At 67.7% G+C, this 22,478-nt stretch carries 18 protein-coding genes and 1 pseudogene; 8 read left to right on the plus strand and 11 right to left on the minus strand.

The window, feature by feature from the left end; genetic code table 11:
• The coding region (locus AC4ELH_RS28675) for an IS3 family transposase (protein WP_498888196.1) at positions 1 to 867 on the plus strand (867 nt) is incomplete at its 5' end.
• Between the two features lie 88 nt (positions 868 to 955).
• On the opposite strand, the gene AC4ELH_RS28680 is transcribed toward AC4ELH_RS28675, so the two are convergent.
• Together AC4ELH_RS28680 and AC4ELH_RS28685 are read right to left on the minus strand one after the other, a co-directional pair.
• A complete protein-coding gene (locus tag AC4ELH_RS28680) occupies positions 956 to 2,431 on the minus strand; it encodes an aldehyde dehydrogenase (RefSeq protein WP_498888198.1) in 1,476 nt (491 codons plus the stop codon).
• Between the two features lie 56 nt (positions 2,432 to 2,487).
• On the minus strand, positions 2,488 to 3,246 hold the full coding sequence (locus AC4ELH_RS28685) for a class I SAM-dependent methyltransferase (protein WP_498888246.1): 759 nt from the start codon (positions 3,244 to 3,246) through the stop codon (positions 2,488 to 2,490).
• A gap of 48 nt (positions 3,247 to 3,294) precedes the next feature.
• Between AC4ELH_RS28685 and AC4ELH_RS28690 the strand changes: the two genes are divergently transcribed.
• Positions 3,295 to 4,464: a glycosyltransferase family 4 protein gene (locus AC4ELH_RS28690; protein WP_498888200.1), complete on the plus strand. Its 1,170-nt coding sequence runs from the start codon at positions 3,295 to 3,297 to the stop codon at positions 4,462 to 4,464.
• A gap of 91 nt (positions 4,465 to 4,555) precedes the next feature.
• Here the strand turns inward: AC4ELH_RS28690 and AC4ELH_RS28695 are convergent, their stop codons facing one another.
• Together AC4ELH_RS28695 and pgfA are read right to left on the minus strand one after the other, a co-directional pair.
• Complete coding sequence (locus AC4ELH_RS28695; RefSeq protein WP_498888202.1) at positions 4,556 to 6,208, minus strand: MmpA family trehalose lipid delivery protein; 1,653 nt, start codon at positions 6,206 to 6,208, stop codon at positions 4,556 to 4,558.
• Between the two features lie 19 nt (positions 6,209 to 6,227).
• Positions 6,228 to 7,418 (minus strand): cell envelope lipid trafficking protein PgfA, encoded by a 1,191-nt coding sequence (pgfA, locus tag AC4ELH_RS28700; RefSeq protein ID WP_064957871.1) that lies wholly within the window; start codon positions 7,416 to 7,418, stop codon positions 6,228 to 6,230.
• Between the two features lie 238 nt (positions 7,419 to 7,656).
• Between pgfA and AC4ELH_RS28705 the strand changes: the two genes are divergently transcribed.
• A complete protein-coding gene (locus AC4ELH_RS28705; protein ID WP_498888248.1) occupies positions 7,657 to 8,775 on the plus strand; it encodes an acyltransferase family protein in 1,119 nt (372 codons plus the stop codon).
• Here AC4ELH_RS28705 and AC4ELH_RS28710 read toward each other — a convergent pair.
• The 4 genes and pseudogenes from AC4ELH_RS28710 to AC4ELH_RS28725 all read right to left on the minus strand — a co-directional run bounded on the left by AC4ELH_RS28710 (position 8,738) and on the right by AC4ELH_RS28725 (position 12,112).
• A pseudogene (locus tag AC4ELH_RS28710) lies at positions 8,738 to 10,221 on the minus strand (AMP-binding protein). The gene AC4ELH_RS28705 and the pseudogene AC4ELH_RS28710 overlap by 38 nt on opposite strands.
• 1 nt (position 10,222) lies before the next feature.
• Positions 10,223 to 11,194: a phosphotriesterase family protein gene (locus tag AC4ELH_RS28715; protein ID WP_498888204.1), complete on the minus strand. Its 972-nt coding sequence runs from the start codon at positions 11,192 to 11,194 to the stop codon at positions 10,223 to 10,225.
• Positions 11,195 to 11,213: 19 nt separating this feature from the next.
• Positions 11,214 to 11,630, minus strand: coding sequence for a PPOX class F420-dependent oxidoreductase (locus AC4ELH_RS28720; protein WP_498888206.1), 417 nt, complete (start codon positions 11,628 to 11,630; stop codon positions 11,214 to 11,216).
• The gene (locus AC4ELH_RS28725; protein ID WP_110777168.1) at positions 11,627 to 12,112 is read right to left on the minus strand and encodes a MarR family transcriptional regulator; all 486 of its coding nucleotides are present in this window, start codon (positions 12,110 to 12,112) and stop codon (positions 11,627 to 11,629) included. The genes AC4ELH_RS28720 and AC4ELH_RS28725 overlap by 4 nt, the downstream gene beginning before the upstream one ends.
• A 121-nt stretch (positions 12,113 to 12,233) precedes the next feature.
• Between AC4ELH_RS28725 and AC4ELH_RS28730 the strand changes: the two genes are divergently transcribed.
• Positions 12,234 to 12,848, plus strand: a complete 615-nt coding sequence (locus AC4ELH_RS28730; protein ID WP_498888208.1) for a class I SAM-dependent methyltransferase — start codon at positions 12,234 to 12,236, stop codon at positions 12,846 to 12,848.
• Between the two features lie 3 nt (positions 12,849 to 12,851).
• Here the strand turns inward: AC4ELH_RS28730 and AC4ELH_RS28735 are convergent, their stop codons facing one another.
• On the minus strand, positions 12,852 to 13,172 hold the full coding sequence (locus tag AC4ELH_RS28735; RefSeq protein ID WP_064882187.1) for a GNAT family N-acetyltransferase: 321 nt from the start codon (positions 13,170 to 13,172) through the stop codon (positions 12,852 to 12,854).
• A 34-nt stretch (positions 13,173 to 13,206) separates the two neighbouring features.
• Here AC4ELH_RS28735 and AC4ELH_RS28740 point away from each other — a divergent pair, with 34 nt between their 5' ends.
• Genes AC4ELH_RS28740 through AC4ELH_RS28750 form a run of 3 tightly spaced genes read left to right on the plus strand, consistent with a single transcriptional unit; the run spans position 13,207 to position 16,485 of the window.
• Positions 13,207 to 14,799, plus strand: coding sequence for an MFS transporter (locus AC4ELH_RS28740; RefSeq protein WP_498888211.1), 1,593 nt, complete (start codon positions 13,207 to 13,209; stop codon positions 14,797 to 14,799).
• Positions 14,800 to 14,853: 54 nt separating this feature from the next.
• Positions 14,854 to 15,534, plus strand: a complete 681-nt coding sequence (locus tag AC4ELH_RS28745) for a TetR/AcrR family transcriptional regulator (protein ID WP_064882121.1) — start codon at positions 14,854 to 14,856, stop codon at positions 15,532 to 15,534.
• Positions 15,535 to 15,543: 9 nt separating this feature from the next.
• Complete coding sequence (locus tag AC4ELH_RS28750; RefSeq protein WP_055119657.1) at positions 15,544 to 16,485, plus strand: R2-like ligand-binding oxidase; 942 nt, start codon at positions 15,544 to 15,546, stop codon at positions 16,483 to 16,485.
• 295 nt (positions 16,486 to 16,780) lie between these two features.
• Here the strand turns inward: AC4ELH_RS28750 and AC4ELH_RS28755 are convergent, their stop codons facing one another.
• Both AC4ELH_RS28755 and AC4ELH_RS28760 read right to left on the minus strand, forming a co-directional pair.
• Positions 16,781 to 21,013, minus strand: a complete 4,233-nt coding sequence (locus AC4ELH_RS28755) for an alpha-(1->3)-arabinofuranosyltransferase (protein ID WP_498888250.1) — start codon at positions 21,011 to 21,013, stop codon at positions 16,781 to 16,783.
• Positions 21,014 to 21,053: 40 nt separating this feature from the next.
• Complete coding sequence (locus AC4ELH_RS28760; protein WP_003881739.1) at positions 21,054 to 21,227, minus strand: DUF2613 domain-containing protein; 174 nt, start codon at positions 21,225 to 21,227, stop codon at positions 21,054 to 21,056.
• A 103-nt stretch (positions 21,228 to 21,330) separates the two neighbouring features.
• Here AC4ELH_RS28760 and AC4ELH_RS28765 point away from each other — a divergent pair, with 103 nt between their 5' ends.
• The gene (locus AC4ELH_RS28765) at positions 21,331 to 22,467 is read left to right on the plus strand and encodes a glycoside hydrolase family 3 N-terminal domain-containing protein (protein WP_064882123.1); all 1,137 of its coding nucleotides are present in this window, start codon (positions 21,331 to 21,333) and stop codon (positions 22,465 to 22,467) included.
• Positions 22,468 to 22,478 lie beyond the last annotated feature (11 nt).

Genomic DNA, 22,478 nt, shown 5'->3' on the forward strand with positions numbered 1-22,478 from the left:
GCACGAACGGCGGTGAAAGCCGCCGCTGTCGCCGCTCTCAGGGCTGATCATCGGTTGCCGGTGCTGCTGGAGGTCGCGGGACTGGCGCGCTCGACGTTCTACTACCACCAGGGCAAACCCGAGGCGCCGGAGGCGCGCGCGGACCTCAAGACCGCGATCACCGAGGCATTCAAGGCCGCCCACGGCCGCTACGGGCACCGCCGCATCCACACGGTGCTGACCAAGCAGGGGTTCGTGGTGGCAAAAAAGACCGTGCTGGCGGTGATGCGCGAGCTGGCGCTGATCTGCCGGGTGCGGCGCCGCCGGCGCTACAACTCCTACACCGGCGGGCCCGGTCAGGTCGCCGAAAATCTTCTCAACCGCGAGTTCACCGCTGCCGCGCCGAATCAGAAGTGGGTCACCGACGTGACCGAGTTCCGCATCACCGATCGCAAGGTTTATCTGTCCCCGGTGCTCGATTTGTTCGACCGGTCGGTGGTGGCTTACGCGTGGTCGATGAGCCCGAATGTGGAGTTGACCAACACCTCACTGACCGCGGCGATCGCCACCTTGGAACCGGGTGAATGTCCGCTGGTGCACTCCGATCAGGGCTTCCAATACCGGCATTGGTCCTGGCGCAAGTTGCTCGGCGACGCTGAGGTGGTGCAGTCGATGTCGCGGAAAGCCAACTGCTATGACAACGCGGTCATCGAGAACTTCTTCGGTCACCTGAAGTCAGAAATGTTCCACCACAACCGGTTCGACACTGTCGAGGACTTCACTGCTGCCCTTGACACCTACATCCACTGGTACAACACCGAACGAATCTCGACAAAACTCAAGGGCCTGAGCCCGGTCCAATACCGAGCCCAGGCCCTTGCCGCTTAAGCTCCAAACGTCAGTGTCCAACTTTCGGGGACCACTTCAGTTTTGGGGCAGTTTTACGTCTGCTCGCGCAGAGAACTCTCGTGGAGTTTTACTCCGGGGTGTAGCCGAACGGCAGCAGCACGCTCTTGGCCTGGGTGTAGGCGTCGATGCCCTCGGGGCCATTCTCGCGGCCGATGCCCGAGTTCTTGAACCCGCCGAACGGGGCGCCCGGATCGAAGGCGTACATGTTCACCGCGTAGGTGCCGGTGCGGATCTTGGAGGCGATCTCGACAGCCTTCGGGAAGTCCGTGGTGTACACGCTGCCGGCCAGGCCGTACGGCGAGTCGTTGGCGATGCGCACCGCGTCTTCCTCGGTGTCGAACGGGATCACCACGAGCACCGGCCCGAAGATCTCCTCCTGGGCGATCGTCATCGAGTTGTCGACGTCGGCGAAGACGGTCGGCTGCACGAACCAGCCCGAATCCAGTCCCTCGGGGCGGCCACCGCCGGTGACGATGCGGGCACCCTCTTCGACGCCCTTCTTGATGTAGCCCTCGACGCGGTCACGCTGCTTCTCCGAGATCAGCGGGCCGATCATCGAGGCCGGGTCGTCGGGCAGGCCGACGGGCATGGCGGCGACGGCGGCCGAGAGCTTCTCGACAACCTCGTCGTAGCGCGACCGCGGTGCCAGGATGCGGGTCTGGCCCACACAGGCCTGCCCGCAGTTCATCAGGCCGGAGAACACCAGCATCGGCAGGGTCGAGTCCACATCGGCGTCCTCGAGGATGATCGCCGCGGACTTGCCGCCGAGTTCCAGCGTGCAGGGCTTGAGCTTCTCGGCGGCGATCTTGCCGATCTCCTTGCCGACGCCGCTGGAGCCGGTGAAGGTGAACTTGTCCAGCTCGGGGTTGGCGGTCAGGGCGCGACCGGTCTCCGGGCCGCCCGGCACCACCGACAGCACACCTTCGGGCAGGCCGGCCTCGGCGAGCACCTCGGCGAACAGGTTGGTGGTCAGCGGGGTCTCACCCGCCGGCTTGAGCACGACGGTGCAGCCCGCGAGCAGGGCCGGGCCCAACTTGTTGCAGGCCAGGAAGAACGGCACGTTCCAGGCGATGACGGCGCCCACAACACCGATCGGCTCCTTGATGACCAGGGTCTGGCCGTAGATGCCGTCGCGGATGTCCTTCCAGTCGTACTTGTCGGCTGCGCCGGCGTAGTACTGCAGGCTCGACACACCCGCGCCGAACTGCATCATGTCGACGATGGTCGGCGGCTGGCCGGTTTCCAGCTTCAGCAGGTGCTTGAAGTCCTCGGCCCGCTCGTTGATGAGCTCGACGGCCTTGGCCAGCACGGCCTGGCGCTCCTCGGGCGACATGTGGGGCCACGGGCCCTCGTCGAAGGCTTTGCGGGCCGCGGCGCACGCGGCGTTGACGTCGGCCTCGGCGGCGAGCGGGACCTGGCCGACCTTCTCGCCGGTCGCGGGGGAGAAGACCTCGATGACCTCGGAGGTCGAGGGCTCCACCCAGTGGCCGCCGATGAACAGTTTGTCGAATTCCGTCCTTATGGCGGCTGCGCTTTGTGTCATGGCCGTCACATTACCTAGATTTCCCAGAAAAACGAGAACCTGTTCCAGTGGACGGGTTAGGGCGGCCGAAGAACCAGAACCAGATTGCTCACCAGGAACTCCCGCAACCCTGGCACCGAGGTCATCCACCAGGCCCATCGTGGGTGGTAGCGGGGAAATGCGGCGATCAGCGCGCCCGTGCTGGCGGCCCACTGCAGACCATCGGCCGCTGACACCGCGAACAACGACGAGCCGTAGTCGTTCTTGGGTCGGTGACCGTGTTTGCGGGCGTAGCGCTCGGCCGCCCGGGCTCCGCCCAGATAGTGCGTCAGCCCCATCTCATGGCCGCCGAACGGACCCAGCCACACCGTGTAGGACAACACCGCCAGCCCACCCGGCTTCGTGACCCGCAACATCTCGTTGCCCAACCGCCACGGGTGCGGCACATGCTCGGCGACATTGGAGGAGAGGCAGATGTCGACGCTGTCGTCGGCGAACGGCAGTGCCATCCCGGAGGCCCGGACGAAGGTGCCTTCGGGAGCGTCCGCGGCTGGTCCCGCATGCATTTCCCGGGGGTCCGGTTCCACCCCGATGTAGTCCATGCCCGCCGCATCGAATGCCGAGGCGAAGTAGCCGGGTCCGCCGCCGACGTCGAGCACGGTGCGCCCAGAAGGAGATTCACCGGTGGCGCCCGACCACAGATCGGTGACCAGGTCGACGGTATCGGCGGCCAGCGCGCCGTAGAAGCGGGCCGGTTCGGTCTGCTCGAACCGGAACTGGGCCAATAGGCGCACGGACCTGTTCAGGGTTGCCCGGCGGGCGAAGCGCGCGGAGATGTCGCTGGGCTGCACCTGCCCAACCTACTGACCGGTACTCTCAACACGATGTCTGCCCGTCCCGACCCTCGCCTGCGGAGCGTCCTGCTGCTCTGCTGGCGCGATACCGGGCATCCCCAGGGCGGCGGCAGCGAGGCCTATCTACAGCGGATCGGCGCGTGCCTGGCCGACGGCGGCATGGACGTCACGTTGCGCACAGCGCGGTACCCGGGTGCGGCTCGGCGCGAGGTGGTCGACGGGGTACAGATCAACCGGGCCGGCGGGCCCTACAGCGTGTACATCTGGGCCGGGCTGTCCATGGTGGCCTCCCGCGTCGGTCTCGGGCCGCTGCGCAAGGTCCGGCCGGATGTCGTCATCGACACCCAGAACGGGCTGCCGTTCCTGGCCCGGCTGGCGTTCGGCCGTCGGGTGGCGGTGCTCGTGCACCACTGTCACCGGGAACTGTGGCCCGTGGCGGGCCCGATGAAGGGCCGCATCGGCTGGTTCGTCGAGTCCAAACTGTCCCCGCGGCTGCACCGTCGCAACCAGTACGTCACCGTCTCCCTGCCCTCGGCCCGCGATCTCAACGAGCTCGGGGTCGATTCGGGCCGGATCGCCGTGGTGCGCAACGGGCTTGACGAGGCTCCCGGCCCCACCCTCGAGCTGCCGCGGTCGACCAGTCCGCGCCTCGTGGTGCTGTCCCGGCTGGTGCCCCACAAGCAGATCGAGGACGCCCTCGAAGCTGTCGCGACACTGCGCACCAAGATTCCCGGGCTGCACCTGGACATCCTGGGCGGCGGCTGGTGGCGGAAACGGCTGGTCGAACACGCCGAACTGCTTGGCATCTCCGATTCGGTGACGTTCCACGGCCACGTCGACGAAGAGACCAAACACCGTGTGCTGCAGCAGAGTTGGGTGCATGTGCTGCCGTCACGGAAAGAAGGCTGGGGACTCGCCGTCACCGAGGCCGCTCAGCACGGGGTGCCGACCATCGGTTATCGCGCATCGGGCGGGCTGACCGACTCGATCGTGGACGGGGTCACCGGGCTGCTGGTGGAGGATTGTGATGCCCTGGTCGCCGGGCTGCACCAGCTGTTGAGCGACCCGGTGCTGCGGGTCCAGTTGGGCAGCAAGGCGCAGGCCCGCAGCGACGAATTCTCTTGGACGCTCAGTGCGGACGCGATGCGGGCGGTGCTCGAATCGGTGCACGAGGGCAACTACGTCAGTGGACTGGTGTAGTCGCACCGGTCACTCCGACTACGCGTGGCGGCGCCCGCTGACTTGAAACCACGCACACCGCTACTCGCAAAAATGCAGCGTCAGCTCAAAGTCAACAAGAAGTTCTGGCTCGCCACCTACTGACCGCCATCCCCACTGCCCCGCCGACCAGGGCCAGCAGCCATACCAGGTGTGCGGCTATCAACACGCCCCGGTGAGGTGAGGCCGGGTGGTCGCCGCCGATCCGGTACAGGGCGATATCGCCATCCCGGTAAGCCACCGGAAGATCCAGTTCCGCCGGCACCCCATTGGTCTCGACGACCAGCCAGCCGACACCCGCGTCGGCCATTGTCCGGCCGTCAGCGCCCGAGCGCAGCAGGTCCTGCACCGCACGGGCCCGCGTTCCCTCCCCGGGTACCACCCGGCCACCGATCACCAGATCGCCGGTCGACAGCACCTCGGCGCGCAGCCACCGGGGCAGCGGATCGAGTACCGGCGCGGCGCCGGCCCAGTAGAACGACCGCATACTGTCCGGTGGCAACACCGCCACCGGTCGGGGATCCGCGTTGATGGCGGCCGCTGCGGCGGTCCACCCAGGCGGGTACTGCACCGCACGCATCTGGTTGCCGACGCCCCAGGCGAGATCTGGCAGCACCGCGATCAGCGCCGCACAGGCCACCGCGGCCGACGCGGCCATCGGCACCCGCAGGCGGCCCAAGGTGACCGGGGCGGCGGCAGCAGCCACGACATAGCCCGGCATGGCCAGCGCCACCCATTTCTGACCATCGCGTACCACCCCGAGGCCGGGCACGGCCCGGATCGTCGCGTCGACGAACGCCAGACCGGGACCGGTGGCCATCGCGGCCGGGATCAGCACCGCTGCCACGGCCAGGATCAGCAGCGGCACCGCCCCGCGGTTGCGCACCACCACGGGCAGGCCGAGCACGACGACGCCGACCAGTACAACGGTGGCGGCCACCGCGAAAAGTGTTGTGCGCGAGCTTGGCACGGCTTCACCGTTCCAGATTCCACCCAAGCCGGCCAGGCTGCCGAGGGTGGAAAGACCAGGCTCGGCCCGAGCCGCGAATGCATGCACTCCGGCCGCCGAGACCGGAGAGGACACCGTGCCACCGACCGCGGCGGCCACCAGCCACGGCGTCGCCGCCAGCACTGAGATGCCCAACGCGAGCGCGGCGACGCGCAGGCGCCGCCAGCCGTCGCCTGGGGCCGCAACGCACACCAGAGCGACCGTGGCGGCCAGCATCAGCCCAGTCGGCGTCAAACCGGCCAGCGCGATCCAGAACAACAGACCCCACACCGGGCCCGTCTCCCGCTTGGTCCGCAGCCGGAGTACGCACACCGCCACCCAGGGCAGGCAGCCGTAGCCGACGAGCAGGCTCCAGTGCCCCTGCAGTAACCGCTCGGCCACGTACGGATTCCAGATCGCCAGCGTCGCCGCGATGAACTGACCTGGCAACCCGGCGTCCATCACCGTGGAGGCCAGGCGAGCGGCGCCCCAGCCGGCCAGCCACAGGCCCACCACGAGCAGAACCTTCACCACGATTCCGCCGTCCAGCACGGTCGACGTCAGGGCAACGAGAAAATCCTGGGGCAACGCGCGGGGGGCGGCTTCGGTCAGGCCGAGCGCCGCATCGGTCAGGTAGGAGCGGGGCGTGGAGACGGCGTCCCGCAAAAGCAGGTAACCGGGCCCCAGCAGGGGCCCGGTTACCGATAACGACAGTGCCAGCGCGTAGGCCGGCAGCACGGCAGAGCGCAGGCTCAGATCACCGGTCCGGTGGTAGGTCGGATGGTCGTTGAGCGGGTAGCTTCTCGGTCTTGGCCTCGGCGCCGGGGACTTGGAAGCCCTGGGTGTCGAAGAAGCCGTGATCGGCGGTGTCGAGCCCGGGATCGATCAGCGTGGACTCGGCGCGGATCGCGAACGATCCCACCACGGCGCCACCGACGAGTGCCAGCAGGCCCAGCGCGGTGAACGTGATCGGCAGGACGCGGGTCCACAGTGACACGCGGTCGCGCTCGTCCTGAGCGGCCGCAACCTGGGACTCCACGGTCTCCTCGTTGTAGGTGACCTTGTAGTCGACGTAGGTCACCTCGGGCTTGAGCTTGTCCCGCGCGTAGTACTGGTAGCCGTGGTCCTGCGCCTTGACGATGGTGCCCGACACGGGGTCGACCCAGAAGGTGCGCTGCGCGGCGTAGAAGCGGTCCATGGTGATCCGCTCGTCGGGTTCGCCGGGCACGCCCCACATCTCGGGGCTTGCGGTCACCGAGCTGTCGGCGTCGTCCTCGTAGAGCGAGGAGTACTTGACCGGATCGGCCAGCTTGCCGTTGGAGTCGTAGCCCACGTTCTGGATGAACCGGTAGGTGGTCAGCCCGTTGACGTCTTCTTCGCCGTCGTAGTTCGCGTCATACGCCTTCTGCGCGATCGCGTCGAAGAACGGGTACGTCTTCTTCTCGGTGTCGAACGGGAACCGGTAGGTCAGGCCGTCATGCGGCAGCGCGACGTTGGTCGGCGGCTTCTCGTCCTCGATGGCCCGCGGCTTCTGCAGGGCCCCGCCCGGGTTGTTGTCGCTGGACACCGCGAGCGCGGTGCTTCGGTTCATCGTGACGGTGTCCACCAGCGCCAACAGCAGACCGGAGTCCTTCTGCCGGTCCGTGCGCCGCAGCGTGCTACCCACCTGCAGCGTCACCACTTCGGCGTTCGACGGTGATTCCACACTGACCTGTTGCTGCAAAGCGACCGGCACGTTGCGGTCGACCGAGAACTTCTCGGCCACCAGCGATTCCGGATCGAAAGCGGTCGCGGTCCCATCGCTGACCAGGCTGGTATCGAGATTGAGCGGGATCTTGGCGATCTTGCCCTTGGTATAGGTGGTCAGCAACAGCGCGGCAATGAGCAGGGCTGCACCCAGCCCCATCAGTCCGCATGCCGCTATCCGCAGCGCCACTGCGCGGTTCAAACCGTGCCTCCTTCAGTGTGGGCCAACTCGCCGTGAGGCAAACCCGTTCGACCCTAACAGCACTATCTAAGGCCATTACTTACTCAGGCGACATCCCGCGGGCGCGTTAACCCGCAGTTTGGCGGGGTTGCCATCGAGCGGCACACTGGTCGCCGTGGCCACCGGAGCACCGGACCCGGAAACCGGATCGGAATCTCAGGTCGGCGGGACACGTAGCTTCCTGCCGGCGGTCGAAGGCATGCGCGCCTGCGCGGCCATGGGTGTGGTGCTCACGCACGTCGCCTTTCAGACCGGGCACACCACCGGGGTGAGCGGCCGGTTCTTCGGCCGGTTCGACCTGGCAGTCGCGGTGTTCTTCGCATTGTCTGGGTTCCTGCTGTGGCGCGGCCATGCCGCCGCCGCCCGCGGCATGCGTCCCCGCCCGCGAACCGGTCACTACCTGCGCTCGCGCATCGTGCGCATCATGCCCGGCTATGTGGTGGCCGTCGTGGTGATCATCCTGCTGCTCCCGGAGGCCAAGGCCGATCTGACGGTGTGGCTGGCCAACCTGACCCTGACCCAGATCTACGTGCCGCTGACGCTGACCGCGGGGCTCACCCAGATGTGGAGCCTGTCGGTTGAGGTCAGTTTCTATCTGGCGCTGCCGGTGCTGGCGCTGCTCGCGCGGCGGCTGCCGGTGCGGGCCCGTGTCGGCGTGATCGTCGCGCTGGCGGCGCTGAGCCTGTTGTGGGTGCGCATCCCGTTCTCGGGCACCACGGGACTCAACCCGTGGAACTGGCCGCCGGCGTTCTTTTCCTGGTTCGCCGCGGGCATGGTGCTGGCTGAACTCACGGTGAGCCCATTCGGTTGGGTGCACCGGCTGGCCCGGCGCCGGGTGCTGATGGGTGTCATCGCCGCGGTGGCGTTCGCGATCGCGGCCTCGCCGCTGGCCGGACTGGAAGGGCTACGCCCGGGCTCGGTCGGCCAGGTGACGTTGAAGACGGCGATGGGTGCGATCGTCGCGGGCGCGCTGCTGGCCCCGCTGGTCCTCGACCACCCCGACACCGGGCATCCGATTCTGGGCAACAAGGTGATGGTCACGCTGGGCCGCTGGTCCTACGGGCTGTTCGTCTGGCACCTTGCGGCGCTGGCCATGGTGTTCCCGATGATCGGGGAGTTCCTTTTCAACGGCCAGATGCTGGTGGTGCTGATTCTGACGCTGGTGTTCGGTTTCGCGCTGGCCGCGGTCAGCTACGCGCTGGTGGAGTCACCGTGCCGGGAGGCCCTGCGGCGGTGGGAGTACCGGAATCAGACCCCGGTGCCACCGCTGGACAGCTCCATCACCGACGAGCCCGAGCCGGCTCCAGCCGCGCGATGACCTCGTCGCGCACCGCGGTACGCCGGGCCTTGCCCGCGTCGTCACGCAGTGGGGTGTCGACGAACTCGACGTCGCCCGGCACCTTGTAGCCCGACAGACGCTCGCGCAGGAATGCCTGCACCGCCGTGGCATTCAGGTCCGATCCGTCGGACGTCTGCACGAGCGCGTACGGCACCTGCCCGAGATCTTCGTGCGGTACGCCGACGACGAGGCAGGACAGGACGTCGGGGTGGGCCGCCAGCGCGGCTTCGATTTCGGCGGGGTAGACGTTCTTGCCGCCGACGGTGAACATGTCCACCCGCCGGTCGTTGAGGTAGAAGAACCGCTCGGGCCCGTCGTCGACGTAATACCCCAGATCTCCGAGTGAGTCCCAGCCGTCGCGGTTTTGGCCGTGCTGCCGACGTAGCGGTAGGTGGGGGCGCTGCCGGGTCCGGGCCGCATGTAGATCTCACCGGTCACGCCGGGCGGGCACTCCTGGCCGTCGTCGTCGAGCACCTTCATCTCTCCGGCCACCACCACGCCGACCGATCCCGGATGCCGCAGCCACTGCTCGCCGGAGATGAACGTGAGCGCCTGCAGTTCGGTGCCGCCGTACAGTTCCCACAGGGCCTCGGGGCCGAGCAGGTCGATCCAGGCCTGCTTGACCGCAGGTGGGCAGGGTGCGCCGACGTGCCAGAACCGCCGAATGCTCGACAGGTCATAGGCTTTCGGGTCGGCGCGGTACACCGGCAGCAGCCGTTGCATGATGGTGGGCACCGTGGTCAGGAACGTCACGCGGTGTTCGGTGACCAGCGCCAGGAACTCGGCTGGATCGAAGCGTGGCATCAACACCAGGTGGTGGCCCTGCAACAGCGCGATGGCGAATGTGGTGAAACCGGTGTTGTGGCTCATCGGTACCGACATCAGCGTCACGTCGTCGGGCTGGGCGCCCAGGGGCACACCGATCAGAGCGGGCACCCGGCTGTCGCCGCCGGCTTCGATCAGCTTCGGGCGTCCGGTACTGCCGCCCGACGCCATCGACTTCCACGTCGGCGCGACCGCCTCGGGAAGCGGTGCATCGGACAGCTCGGCATCAGGAGTGAAACCGGCCGGAACCCAGGGGGTTTCGCCCGCGTCGCGGCCGACGACCAGGGCCCTGGGACGCAGCGCGAGGATCCCGGCGAACTCGGCGTCCGGCAGCCGGGGCGACAGGGGTTGCGGTACCGCGCCGAGTTTCCAGGTGGCAAGGACGGCCTGTACCCATTCGATCGAGTTGGGCAGGCTGACGGTGACGTAATCACCTTGTCGCACACCGAGTTCGGCGTAGGCGCGGGCCAGTCGATTGGTCGATCGATCCAGTTCGGCCCTGGCGAGGGTGATGCCCTGGCAGGTCACCGCCGGCCGGTCAGGACCGGCCGCTGCCAACTGGGCGACCTGCGTAGGAATGGTCGGGATGGCGTCGGTCATCTCAGTACCCGCCCTTCCGCTCGAAGATCCGGCGTGGGTTGTCCACGAGCATCGTGGTGATCTGCTCCTCGGTGACGCCGCGCTGCCGCAGTGCGGGCAACACGTCGTTGTGGATGTGCAGGTAATGGCTGTTCGGAAGGGCCTGCGTGGTCAGCTCGTCGGGCAGCGCGTCGAAGTAACACCAGGTGTCGTGCGAGAGCACCAGCTTCTCGGCGTGGCCGCGCTCGCACATGGTCGCCACCGTGGCGACCCGCTCCTCGAACGGGAGAAAGACATCGACACCGAAGCGGTCCATGCCGATATAGGACCCGTTGGCGATCAGCTCTTCGAGGTAGCCGATGTCCGTGGTGTCACCGCAGTGGCCGATGATCACCCGGGACAGGTCGACGCCCTCCTCGGCGAAGATGCGCTGCTGTTCGAGGCCGCTCCGGCTGGCCGCATGGGTGTGGGTCGAGATGGGCACTCCGGTCTGTCGGTGGGCCTGAGCGACGGCTCGCAGCACCCGTTCGACACCAGGCGTGACGCCCGGTTCGTCAGTGGCGCACTTGAGGATTGCCGCTTTGATCCCGGTATCGGCGATGCCGTGCTCGATGTCGCGGACGAACATCTCGGTCATCGGATCCGGACGGCCGGTTTTGGGCGCGTTGAAGTGGAAGGTCAGCGGCAGGTCGTTGTAGGTGTAGAAGCCCGTGGCCACGACGATGTTCAGGTCGGTGGCCTCGGCGATCCGGGCGATCCGCGGAATGTAGCGGCCGAGGCCGATCACCGTGAGGTCGACGATCGTGTCGACACCGTGGGATTTGAGTTCCGTGAGCCGCGCGATCGCATCGGTTTCCCGGCTGGCTTCGTCGCCCCAGGACTCGGGATAGTTCTGGGTCAGCTCGGTGCTCATGATGAAGACGTGCTCGTGCATGAGCGTGACGCCGAGGTCGGTGGTATCGATGGCTCCGTGGGCGGTGTTGACAGTCGGCACGAGCCCGATGCTAGGTGCGTCAGTCCGCTGTGTGTGGGGATTCGGCCCAGTCTCGGGCGGTGGTACCTGCACCGTCGAGCCCCCAGCTGATGATGCGGCGCGGCGCGATACGGATGATGTCGCCGGACAGCCCGCCTTCGGTGGTTCCCGCGCCGGGCAGCGCCGTTGCCGTGCCACGGATTTCGATGCCGCGCGCGTCTGGTGGCCGTACCGAGAGCACCGTGTCGACGATGAAGGCGACCTGCGGGTTGCCAATCACATTGCGCCACTTCTGCGTCGACGCGAGGGCGTGGCCGCCGATGTCGATGCCCTCCTGATCGGGACTCACGTGGACACCGACGGGACGGATTTGCGGAGCGCCGTTGCGGTCGACGGTGCACAGGTGTCCGATCGGTTGCTCGCGCAGGTAGGTCAGCTCGGCGGCGGTGAAGCTCATGATGTCGGTCCTTCTTCGTCGGGTCGCAGCTCGTCGTGCTGCAGGGTGTCGTGGAGCCGGGTGAATACCCTTTCGATGCAGTCGAGTTCGTCGGGTCGGATGTGGTCGAAGAACAATTCGCGGACCGACTCGGAGTGCAGCGGCATGGCGTCGCGCAGCACTTCGGCGCCGGAGGCGGTCAGCACCGCGCGGTAGCCGCGGCGATCCTCGGGTACCGGTTCCCGCAGCACCAGACCGCGCTTGGTCATCGAGTTGATCTGGTAGGTGATTCGGCTGCGGGAGAACACCATCTTCTCGGCGAGTTCGCTCATGCGCAGGCGGTGATCGGGAGCGGCGGACAGCAGCATCAACAGGTGATAGTCCATCAAGCTCAGGCCGGTGGCCTCCCGGAGGCGCTCGTCGAGCAGTGTCTCCAGACGCAGGCTGGATTCGATGTAGGGCCGCCAGGTCCGTGCCTCGGCGGTGGAGAGCATTCGCGTCATATTCCTCCGATCGGACAACTAGTTCAGATTTCAATAGTGTGAAGTATCGCCTTGCCGTTCGCTATATCTCGACCTACAGTCAATATAGTACAAATTTGAACGACATGAAGGGATGCCTGACATGACACACGTGATCGACTGGGACGACGCCTACCGGCAGGACCAGACCCCAGCCTGGAGCATCGGTGCACCGCAACCGGAGTACGCGGCGATCATCGACACCGACGGCGCGGTCCGAGGTGAGGTTCTCGATGCGGGGTGTGGTCACGCCGAACTCGCGTTGGCGCTGGCTGCGCGCGGCCACAACGTCGTCGGCCTGGACCTGAGCCCCACCGCCGTGGCGGCAGCAACCGAGACCGCCCGTCAGCGATGGCTGGACACCGCGACATTCGCGCAGGCCGACATCTCCTCGTTCACCGGATACGACGGCCGGTTCTCGACGATCTTCGACAGTGGGCTGCTGCACGCGCTGCCTGCCGAACTCCGCGACGGCTACCTGCAATCCGTGTACCGCGCGGCGACGCCTGGTGCGCGGTACTACATCCTGGCCTTCGGCGCCGGCGCATTCGGTGACCTGGACGGCCCGGGCCCGACGCAGTTCACCGAAGATCAATTGCGCGAGGTGGTCTCACGCCGCTGGCAGGTCGACGAGATCCGGCCGGCACAGCTGTATGCGGCCTTGCCCGAAGGCCGCACCCAGATGCCGGCCTTCTTGGTGACTGCCACCAAGGTCTAGCGGCTACCCGGCGTCGGCTTCGACAGCGGCCATGACCTCGGGGGTGATCGGGTCGAGGATGTCGTCGAAGTCGTGGTGCTTCTGCACGTACTTCTTGACAAATGGGCAGACCGCGACGATGCGTTTGCCGGCGGCACGCGCATCGGTCAGTGCCGCGGAGACCAGCTCGCCTGCCAGGCCGCGGCCGCCGAACTTGTCGTCGATTTCGGTGTGGTGGAAGATGCGCTGGTCGCCGGAGTCGACATAGGCCGCGAGGCCGGCGTGTTCGCCGTCGACGGTGATCTCGTAATGTCGGGCTTCGGGAATGTTGCGGACTTCAGCCATGTCCCAACTATGCCCCAGTGGCACTGGCACGATCATGCAGATGGCCGTCACCGCAGGTTCGACGTGGGCGCCGTTGGCATCGCCGGTCTACCGAGCGCTGTGGATCGCACAATTCGTCTCCAATCTCGGCACCTGGATGCAGACGGTGGGCGCCCAGTGGATGCTGGTCGGGGATCCGCGTGCCCCGGTGCTGGTGCCGTTGGTGCAGACCGCCACCACGCTGCCGGTGATGCTGTTGGCCCTGCCGTCGGGCGTGCTCGCCGACCTGGTCGACCGGCGCAGGTTGCTGCTGGCCACCCAGGGTGCAATGGCGGCGGGAGTGGCTGCGCTGGCGACGCTGACCGGTGTCGGTCTCGCGACACCGACGGTGCTGCTGATCCTGCTGTTCCTGATCGGTTGTGGGCAGGCGCTGACCGCACCGGCATGGCAGGCGATCCAACCTGATCTTGTTCCACGTGAACAGATTCCGGCCGCCGCCGCGCTCGGCAGTATGAGCATGAACGGGGCGAGGGCGATCGGACCGGCGATCGCCGGCGCGTTGGTCTCGCTGTCAGGCCCGACCCTGGTGTTCGCGCTCAACGCGGTCTCCTTCGCCGGCATCGTCGTGGTGCTGCTGCTCTGGCGCAGCCCCGTCGCCGAACACCTGCTGCCCGCCGAGCGGCCGTTGGCCGCACTCAGCGCCGGTGGCCGGTTCATCCGGAGCTCACCGATCATCCGGCGGATTCTGCTGCGGGCGGTGTTGTTCATCGCGCCCGGCAGCGCGTTGTGGGGCCTGCTCGCGGTGATCGCCGACAGGCAGCTCGGGCTGTCCTCGTCCGGCTACGGCCTGTTGCTGGGCGCGCTCGGAGTCGGGGCGGTGCTCGGCGCGTTCGTCCTGGGCCGGCTGCAGTACGCGTTCGGCCTGAACGCCCTGCTGATTGCCGCCGCCGTCGGATTCGCCGGAGCCACTGCGGTTCTGGCGCTGGTCCACAACTTCGGCATCGTGCTGGCGGCCCTCGTGATCGGGGGCACGTCCTGGCTGTTGGCACTGTCGACGCTCAATGCCTCGATGCAGTTGAGCCTGCCTGCGTGGGTGCGCGCCCGCGGGCTGTCGGTGTATCAGCTGACGTTCATGGGCGGCCAGGCGATCGGTTCGCTGGTGTGGGGGCTGATGGCCGGTGCGACGAGCACCGTGACGGCCCTGCTGATCAGTGCCGGGCTTCTGGTGTTCTGCGCGGTATCGGCCTGGTGGTGGCCGCTGCACGCGCGCACCGGCGACCTGGACCTGACCCCGTCGGCGCATTGGCCCGAACCGGCGTTGGTGTTCGAGCCGGCCCCGCCGGACGGCCCCGTCCTGGTACTGACGTCCTACCGGGTGGAACCCGAACATGAGGCCGAGTTCTTCGCTGCCATGGGTGTACTCGGCCGGTCCCGGCAGCGCACCGGGGCCACGCAATGGCAGCTGTTCCGCAGTGTCGAGCGTGACGCCGTATTCGTCGAAGCGTTCGTGGTGCGGTCCTGGGACGAGCATGTGCGGCAGCACCGCACTCGCCTCACCGGTAACGACCTGCTCATCGAGCAGTCAGTGGAGCGGTGGGTCGAGGGCGAGCCGGTTTCGCATCACCTGATCGCGGTACGCACTTCTTGACTGTGAGCGCCATCACAGTAATATGACCAGTGGTCATCCACTCTGGAGGCGCTGATGCCAACGGTCACCTGGGCACGTGTCGATCCCGCTCGTCGGGCCGCGGTGATCGCGGCCGCCGAGGCGGAATTCGGGGCGCACGGATACTCCCGCGGCAGCCTCAACGTCATCGCCCGCAAGGCCGGTGTCGCGAAAGGCAGTCTCTTCCAATACTTTGCGGACAAGCGCGACCTGTACGCGTTCATCGCCGATGTCGGCAGCCAGCGGGTGCGGTCCTACATGGAAGGCCGGATTCGCGAGCTCGATCCGAGCCGCCCGCTCTTCGAATTCCTCCCTGACCTGCTCGACGACTGGGTGGCCTACTTCGCCGATCACCCCAGGGAGCGGGCGCTGCACGCCGCCGCCAGTTTCGAGGTCGACGCCGACGCGCGGGTCAGCGTGCGCGCCGTGGTCCACCGTCATTACCTCGATGTGCTGCGCCCCCTGGTGCGGGATGCGCAAACGCGCGGCGACCTGAAGCCCGACTGCGACGTCGATGCGTTGCTGTCGCTGATGTTGATGATCTTTCCGCACCTGGCGCTCGCGCCGTACGTGCGTGGGATGGATCCGATCCTGGGCCTCGATGAGCCCAGCCCTGAGCAACCGGCCCTGGCCGTACGCCGCCTCGTCGGGGTGTTGTCGGCCGCATTCGCGGTACCCAATTTCTCGGCATCCGATCAACCAGCCCGCCAGACCTGAGGAGGTCTCATGTCACACACACAGTTCGGTTCGCTGGCCAAAGGTGGCCTCAATTGGAACAGCTTGCCGCTGAAGCTCTTCGCGGGTGGTAACGCGAAATTCTGGGATCCTGCCGATATCGATTTCTCCCGCGACCGAGCGGATTGGGAGGCGCTGACGGATCGGGAACGGGAGTACGCCACCCGCCTGTGCGCCGAGTTCATCGCCGGGGAGGAGGCTGTCACCAAGGACATTCAGCCTTTCATGTCCGCGATGCGGGCCGAGGGCCGCCTGGGCGACGAGATGTATTTGACCCAGTTCGCCTTCGAGGAGGCCAAACACACCCAGGTGTTCCGCATGTGGCTGGACGCCGTCGGTATCGGCGACGATCTGCACAACTACTTCGACGACCTTCCGGCCTACCGGCAGATGTTCTACGAGGAGCTGCCGCAGTCGCTGGATGCGTTGTACACCGACCCGTCGCCGGCTGCCCAGGTGCGGGCTTCGGTGACCTACAACCACATCGTCGAAGGCATGCTTGCTCTCACGGGATACTATGCGTGGCACAAGATTTGCGTCGATCGCGGCATCCTGCCCGGGATGCAGGAGCTGGTCCGGCGCATCGGGGACGACGAGCGTCGGCACATGGCGTGGGGCACGTTCACCTGTCGCCGTCACGTCGCCGCCGATGACGCCAACTGGGCGGTGTTCGAGGAGCGGATGAACGAGCTGATCCCGCTGGCGCTGCGACTCACCGAGGAGGGATTCGCCCTGTACGCACCGGACATTCCGTTCGGCTTGGTGCAGGACGAGTTCATGCAGTACTCGGCCGACAAGGGGATGCGCCGGTTCGGCACCATCAGCAGCGCCCGGGGCCGGCCGCTCGAGGAGATCGACCTCGACTACTCGCCACTGACGTTGGAGGACACGTTCGCCGACGAGGATGCGCGGGCGCTGGCGGCCACCGCCTGACCCGCAAGGTCGGCGACAGGTCCCGAGGGTGCGGTGTCGGCGAACCCCTCCGTCGCCGACACCGCAGCCGTGCGCACCACATAGTGCGCAGCCGCGCGAACACAGCTAAGCCTCACAGCTCGGCTGCAACTGACTGCGTAGTTAATACGCTCAGCCCTGCACAATCCTGGTCCGCAACCTGAGGTCCCCCATGCAGCAAAGGACGTTCCGGGCTTGTGTCACGCGTGCCGGTACCGTAAGTACTGGATACCCGCGTTGTCAACAGCTCCACTGAATCCGTCGGCGAAGTGCCCGTTTACTCCGGATCGGTGGGCTCCGGTGCTTTTGGTGTGACGATCGGCTCGGGTGATCGGGCAAAGGTGATCGTGGATACCGCAACGGAGATGACTGACAGCAGCGCCGCCAGTTGCACCCACGGCGAGTGTCCGACATACCCGTCGACCGACCGCCAGGGGTACTGGCTCAGCGCCGCACCGGCCAGCGTCAGGCCGCCCGCCGCCACGGCCACCGTCAGCCTCTCCTGCCAGGCGTCGCGATTACGCAGCAGGTAGCGCACTCCCAGGGCGGCACCCGCTACAAGTAATCCCGGTAGACCCGACAGCGCCGTACCCACCGCGAGTACCGCGGCCGACGCCAGCGGCCGCGCCGGCTGCCACGGCTGCACAGGATCGAGATCCAGATCGCGGCGCCGCGCCGGCCACAGGGCCAACAGGGCCAGCACCGGCAGCAGTGCGAGTCCACCGATCAACCCGACGCGATAGGGCCGGTTCGAGGGGAAGGACAACGTGACGGGTCCACTCTCGCCGGCCGGGATCACCCAGCCCTGCTGCCAACCGTTGATCTTCACCGGCTTCAGTGCGGTGCCATCGGCGGTCCGCGCGATCCATCCCGGGTTCACGCTTTCGGGCACCACCAGGGCCCGCGGTTTCCCTGATGCCGGCAACTCGACCTGCCTGCGGTCCGGTGACCACACCGGTGCGGCGACGGGAGTTGTTGTGGCCACGCGTAGCTGAGCGGCCTCCGGGGTATTGAGGACGACCCCGTCGACGACGAATGCTGCGCCCGGGCTCACCAGGAGTTCCTGTTGGCCGGCGGGCAGAGTGACCGGGCCGGTCCGGCAGGGTTGGGCCGCAATCGGATCACCGTCGAGCAGTGCCCCCACGGTGGTGCGCACCGAGGTCTGGATGAACTGCCCGGCCACGCCGATGATGGGACCCTGACCGCACGGAAGTGACACCGTCCGTTTGCGATTGGCGGCGGAGTCGGCGGGGGCGACGGGCTTGCCGTGGACATCGAGGACGGTCAGTTCGGCCAGCCCGGGCGGCTTGAGCTGGTCGAAGCCCAGCGAGGTGCGGTCGATGATGTCGTTCCAGGCGAGCAGCGACACGGTGATGGTGTCGGTCACCCGCGGTTTGAGGTGCGCGGTCTGAGCCTCACCGTTGCCGGGGAGCTTGTGTACCTGCGGACCGTCGCCCAGGTCGATCGAGACCAGCGTCGGATGCGCCGGCGGTTGGCTGGCGCCGGGATCGATCCGCAGCGCGCCAACCTCGGTGGGCGCAGGCAGTTTCAGCGTCAGCGTGGGCGGCGCCTTGAACTGAACGACGCGCTGCGGCGCGGTCCAGGACGTCCGCGGGTCGCCGTCGGTGGCGGCATAGGCCGAACCGAGCACGTCGATCGGATCGGCGTCACCGGAGGCGCGGGTGGTTCCGGGTTGGGCGACCAGATCGGCGAGTTTGGGTCCCTGGCGGGACCGGATCCACACCGTCGGCTCGACTTCGGTGGGGGCGGGCACCGTGAGCGTGCGGCTGAGGTTCACCGGCTCCTCGGAGGCCAGCGCCAGTGCAGCCGCGCACCGGACCCCGGCCGGGCTGTCGGCGCAGCCGGTCCGGCCCAGGAGTTCTGTGCCCAGGTCCCATTGCGCGACAACCGAATCCGCTGGAGGACCGGGAACCTCCACGGTGTGCCGCAGGTTGATGGGGTGCGCGAATCCAGAGGCGTCGTACTGGGTGACGGACAGATCGGTGATGCCGAACTGCACGCCGGGCGAACCGTCGTTGGTGGCGACCGCGGTGACCCGGACCCACGGCGTTTCACCGACCGGCAGCGGGATGGTCAACTGCTGGCCGGCGGTGTCGAAGCGCAGGCTGCTGGTGCCGGTCGCGGTGGCCACCTCGATGCGGCGCACCTGGGCACCGACCGCCGTCGCGCTGGGGGTGATGGTCAAGGTGGCGTTGGTGACCGGGTGATCGAAATCGACCTGCAACCACTGGCCGACCGCGGCCTGAAGGGCGTTGGACACCCACGACGTCGAGCCGTCGCTGTCGATGGCGGCAGCGGGTCCGGTGGCCGGCGCGACGTTGGGCAGTGCAGTGGAGTCCGCGGCCGAACTGGACACCGACACCCGTCCGCCGTTCCACTTGCCGTAGACCGGTGCGGCCCCGTCGGTCGGGTAGTCCGGGACCCGATTGTGGGTATGGCGGGCGTCGTCGGGGGTGCGGATCGCCGAGGCGTGGTCGTCGACGCGGCCGTAGTCGATCTCGCGCGCGGTCGGGGTGTCGGTGACGATCACCCCGGCCGATCCGTCGGGTTGTACCGGCAGGCCGGCCCGTTCGGCATCGGCGGTCAGCAGCATCGGCCCCAGTGGGGGTCGGCCGGCGAGGCGTCGGCGTTCGTCGAGACGCAGCAGCGCCTCGGGTGCACCGGCCACCCGGGTCATCGCGTCGGTGTCGACCAGATAGGGCGCGGCCGGGTTGGTTCCGCCGGTGTCCACCCGATAGATCTCGACGGCGGGGTACTGCGGTCGCAGACCACTGTCGGCGACGAAGCCCTCCAGCGTCCCGGGACCCGACGAGTCGCCGAACTCGGCGACCTTGGACAGCCCGGGAGACCCTTCGATCGACCGGTGCACCAGCACCGGCCGGGCCGACCGGGAAACGTCGGGATCCAGATCGTTGCGCAGTACGATATACGAAATGCCTTGCCGGGCAAGGGTGTCGGCCAGCCCCGCAGAAGGGCGACCGGCGGCGAACAACCGCTGCACCGAATCCAGTGCGCGGATCGTCTCCGGCGGTGTCAGCGGGATCGAATCCCGCACCCCCCACGGGCTGGATCCGAGCACCTGTAACGGCTCGTCGTGGCTGTTGCCCCAGGTCTGGGTGGCGAACGGGGCGCCGGGTGCGACCAGGACCCGGCCCCGGTCGGTGTTGTGTTCGTCGAGCCAGTCCGCGGTGTCGTGCCAGTACTGCGGGATGGCGGTGAAGGTTCCGGCGGGGGCGATCCGGCCCGTCCAGGCGAGTGAGGTTCCGGCGGCCAGTGCGGCGAGCACCACGATCGCCACCGCGATGCGCTTGTCGCGTTCGGGCCGGGCGAATGCCCGCACCCACACCGGCAGGGCCGCGTTGCCCGGCAGCGGGATCCGGCCCAACAGATGAGCCAGACCCAGCGCCAGCGGTAGCCGCAGCACCGGATCGAGCTTGGCCAGGTTACGCAGCGGCGTGCCTGTGCCGTCCAGGAAATCCTGGACCGCCGTCGCGACCGGGGAGCCCAGCCCCCCGGAATAGCCCAGGCCCAGCAGGACCACGCCGATCAACAGCATGGTGATCAGCCGGCCCCGTGCAGGCATTGAACGCAGCGCCAACCCGGCCAGGCCGGCTGCCGCCACCAAGGTCGTGGCCAGCACCGCGACCGTGCTCGTCACCAGTGACGCCGCCGCAGTGGCGGTAGACGCCACGAACGGGGTCCAGGTATGGGTGCCGCGCAGCATCTCGGTCAATGACATCCACTGCGTGGTGACGCCCGAGGATTCGATGAAGTCCAGGAACGGCGGACTGATCCGACCGAGCATCACCAGCGCCACGACCCACCAGGCGACGGCGAGTGCCGTGCAGCCGAACCACCACGCGGTAAACCGCCACCACAGCCGGTTCGGGCGGTGGCAGGCCCACCAGATGATCGCTGCCAGGCAGCCGGTCAGGGTGGCGACGGCGTTCACCGCGCCCATCAGCGCCACGGCGCCCGCCGACCGGGCAGCCATCAGCCGCAGGTTCCGATCCTGGCGGAACGCCAGGATCATCGGTACCAGCACCCACGGCGCCAGCATCATCGGCAGCGTCTCGGACGAGATCGCGCCGAGGGTGGTCAGCACGCGGGGTGACAGCGTGAAGGCGAGTGCGCCGAGGACACGCGAACCGGTGCTGCCGATGCCCAGGAGTTCGGCCAGGCGCAGCATGCCCCAGAAACCCACGGTCAACAGCAGGGCCCACCACAGTCGTTGCGTGACCCAGCCGGGAATCCCCAGCAGATCGCCGGCCAGGAAGAACGCGCCGTGGGGGAAGAGGTAGCCGTAGGCCTGGTTCTGCGCCTGCCCGAACGGCAGGTCGCTGTTCCACAGATTGAAGGCGCGAGCCAGGAACCTCAGGGGATTGGCGGTGAGGTCCAGCTTCGTGTCGGGTGAAATCTCTCCGGGCGACTGGGCGAAAGTCAGGAGCAGTGTCGCCGCGGCGACCACCCACAACCAGCGCCGCGACAGTGGCGCGTCGAGCGCCCGCCGCGTTAGCGGCACATCCAAGCTAGGACCGGTCGCCGTACTCGACCCTGTTGAGCACCGATGACGCCGGGTCGCCCGCTTGCAGCGGAGGCTTCGTGTCCTGCTGCACCATTAGCGTCACACCGAAAACGGCAGCCGCCCCCAACAGCAGGCCGACGACAATGCTGGCCGCGGAGGGTATGACGAACCGGTTCACCCGGCCAACCTAGCACGGCAACACCGCCGATCAGTGCCAGGTGGACGTGGGTCGACACGCAGAGAATCGATTACGGCTTGCTCAGCGGCTAAGGTCGGGCCCCATGGCTTCACCGCGCCTCGTCGCAACTTTCGCAGCGTTGTCCGGACTGTTGCTGGCCTGCTCCCCGAGCACGCCGGCGCCGGAGTCTCAATCTTCCGACACGAAGCCGATGTCCACCCACGCACCGATGCCCGCCGCGCCGGTATGCGATGTGGCCGCCCTGTCGCCCCGCGACAAGTTGGCCCAGCTGCTGACCGTCGGGGTCAAGGACGCGGACGACGCGCGTTCGGTGGTGAGCAGCCAGCACGTGGGCGGCATCATGATCGGCAGCTGGACCGACCTGTCGATGGTCAACGAAGGATCTCTGCGCGATATCTCGGCCGCCGGCCCGTTGCCGTTGGCGGTCACCGTCGACGAGGAGGGGGGCCGGGTTTCGCGGCTGTCCTCGCTGATCGGCGAGCAGCCGTCGGCGCGGGTGCTGGCACAGACCAAATCCGTCGACGAGGTGTACGGCATCGCGCTGGAGCGCGGCCAGAAGATGCGCGGCCTCGGCATCACGGTCGACTTCGCGCCCGTCGTCGACGTCACCTCCGATCCCGACGACACCGTCATCGGTGACCGGTCCTTCGGTGACGACCCGGCCAAGGTCACCGAGTACGCCGGTGCGTATGCCCGCGGGCTGCGGGAGGCCGGGGTGCTCCCGGTGCTCAAGCACTTCCCGGGACACGGACACGGCTCGGGTGACTCGCACACCGGCTCGGTGACCACCCCGCCGCTCGAGGAGCTCAAGGCCAACGATCTGCTGCCCTACGCCACCTTGACCACCCAGGCCCCGGTGGCCGTCATGGTCGGGCACCTGGAGGTGCCGGGGCTGACCGGTACCGATCCGGCCAGCCTCAGCCCCGCCGCGTATGAGCTGCTGCGTTCGGGCGGATACGGGGGCCCGGGCTTCAACGGTCTGGTCTACACCGACGACCTGTCCAGCATGGCCGCGATCAACCAGCGCTACGGAGTGGCTGCTGCGGTGCTCAAGGCATTCCAGGCCGGGGCCGACAACGCGCTGTGGATCACCACCGACGAGGTGCCCGCGGTGCTCGACGGCCTGGAGAAGGCGTTGGCCGACGGTCAGCTGAACCAGGCCGCCGTGGATGCGGCGGTGCAGCGCAATATTGACGCCAAGGGTGGGGTGCACTGCTAGCAGCTCGCTGA

The organism is Mycobacterium shunyiense, assembly GCF_058270075.1.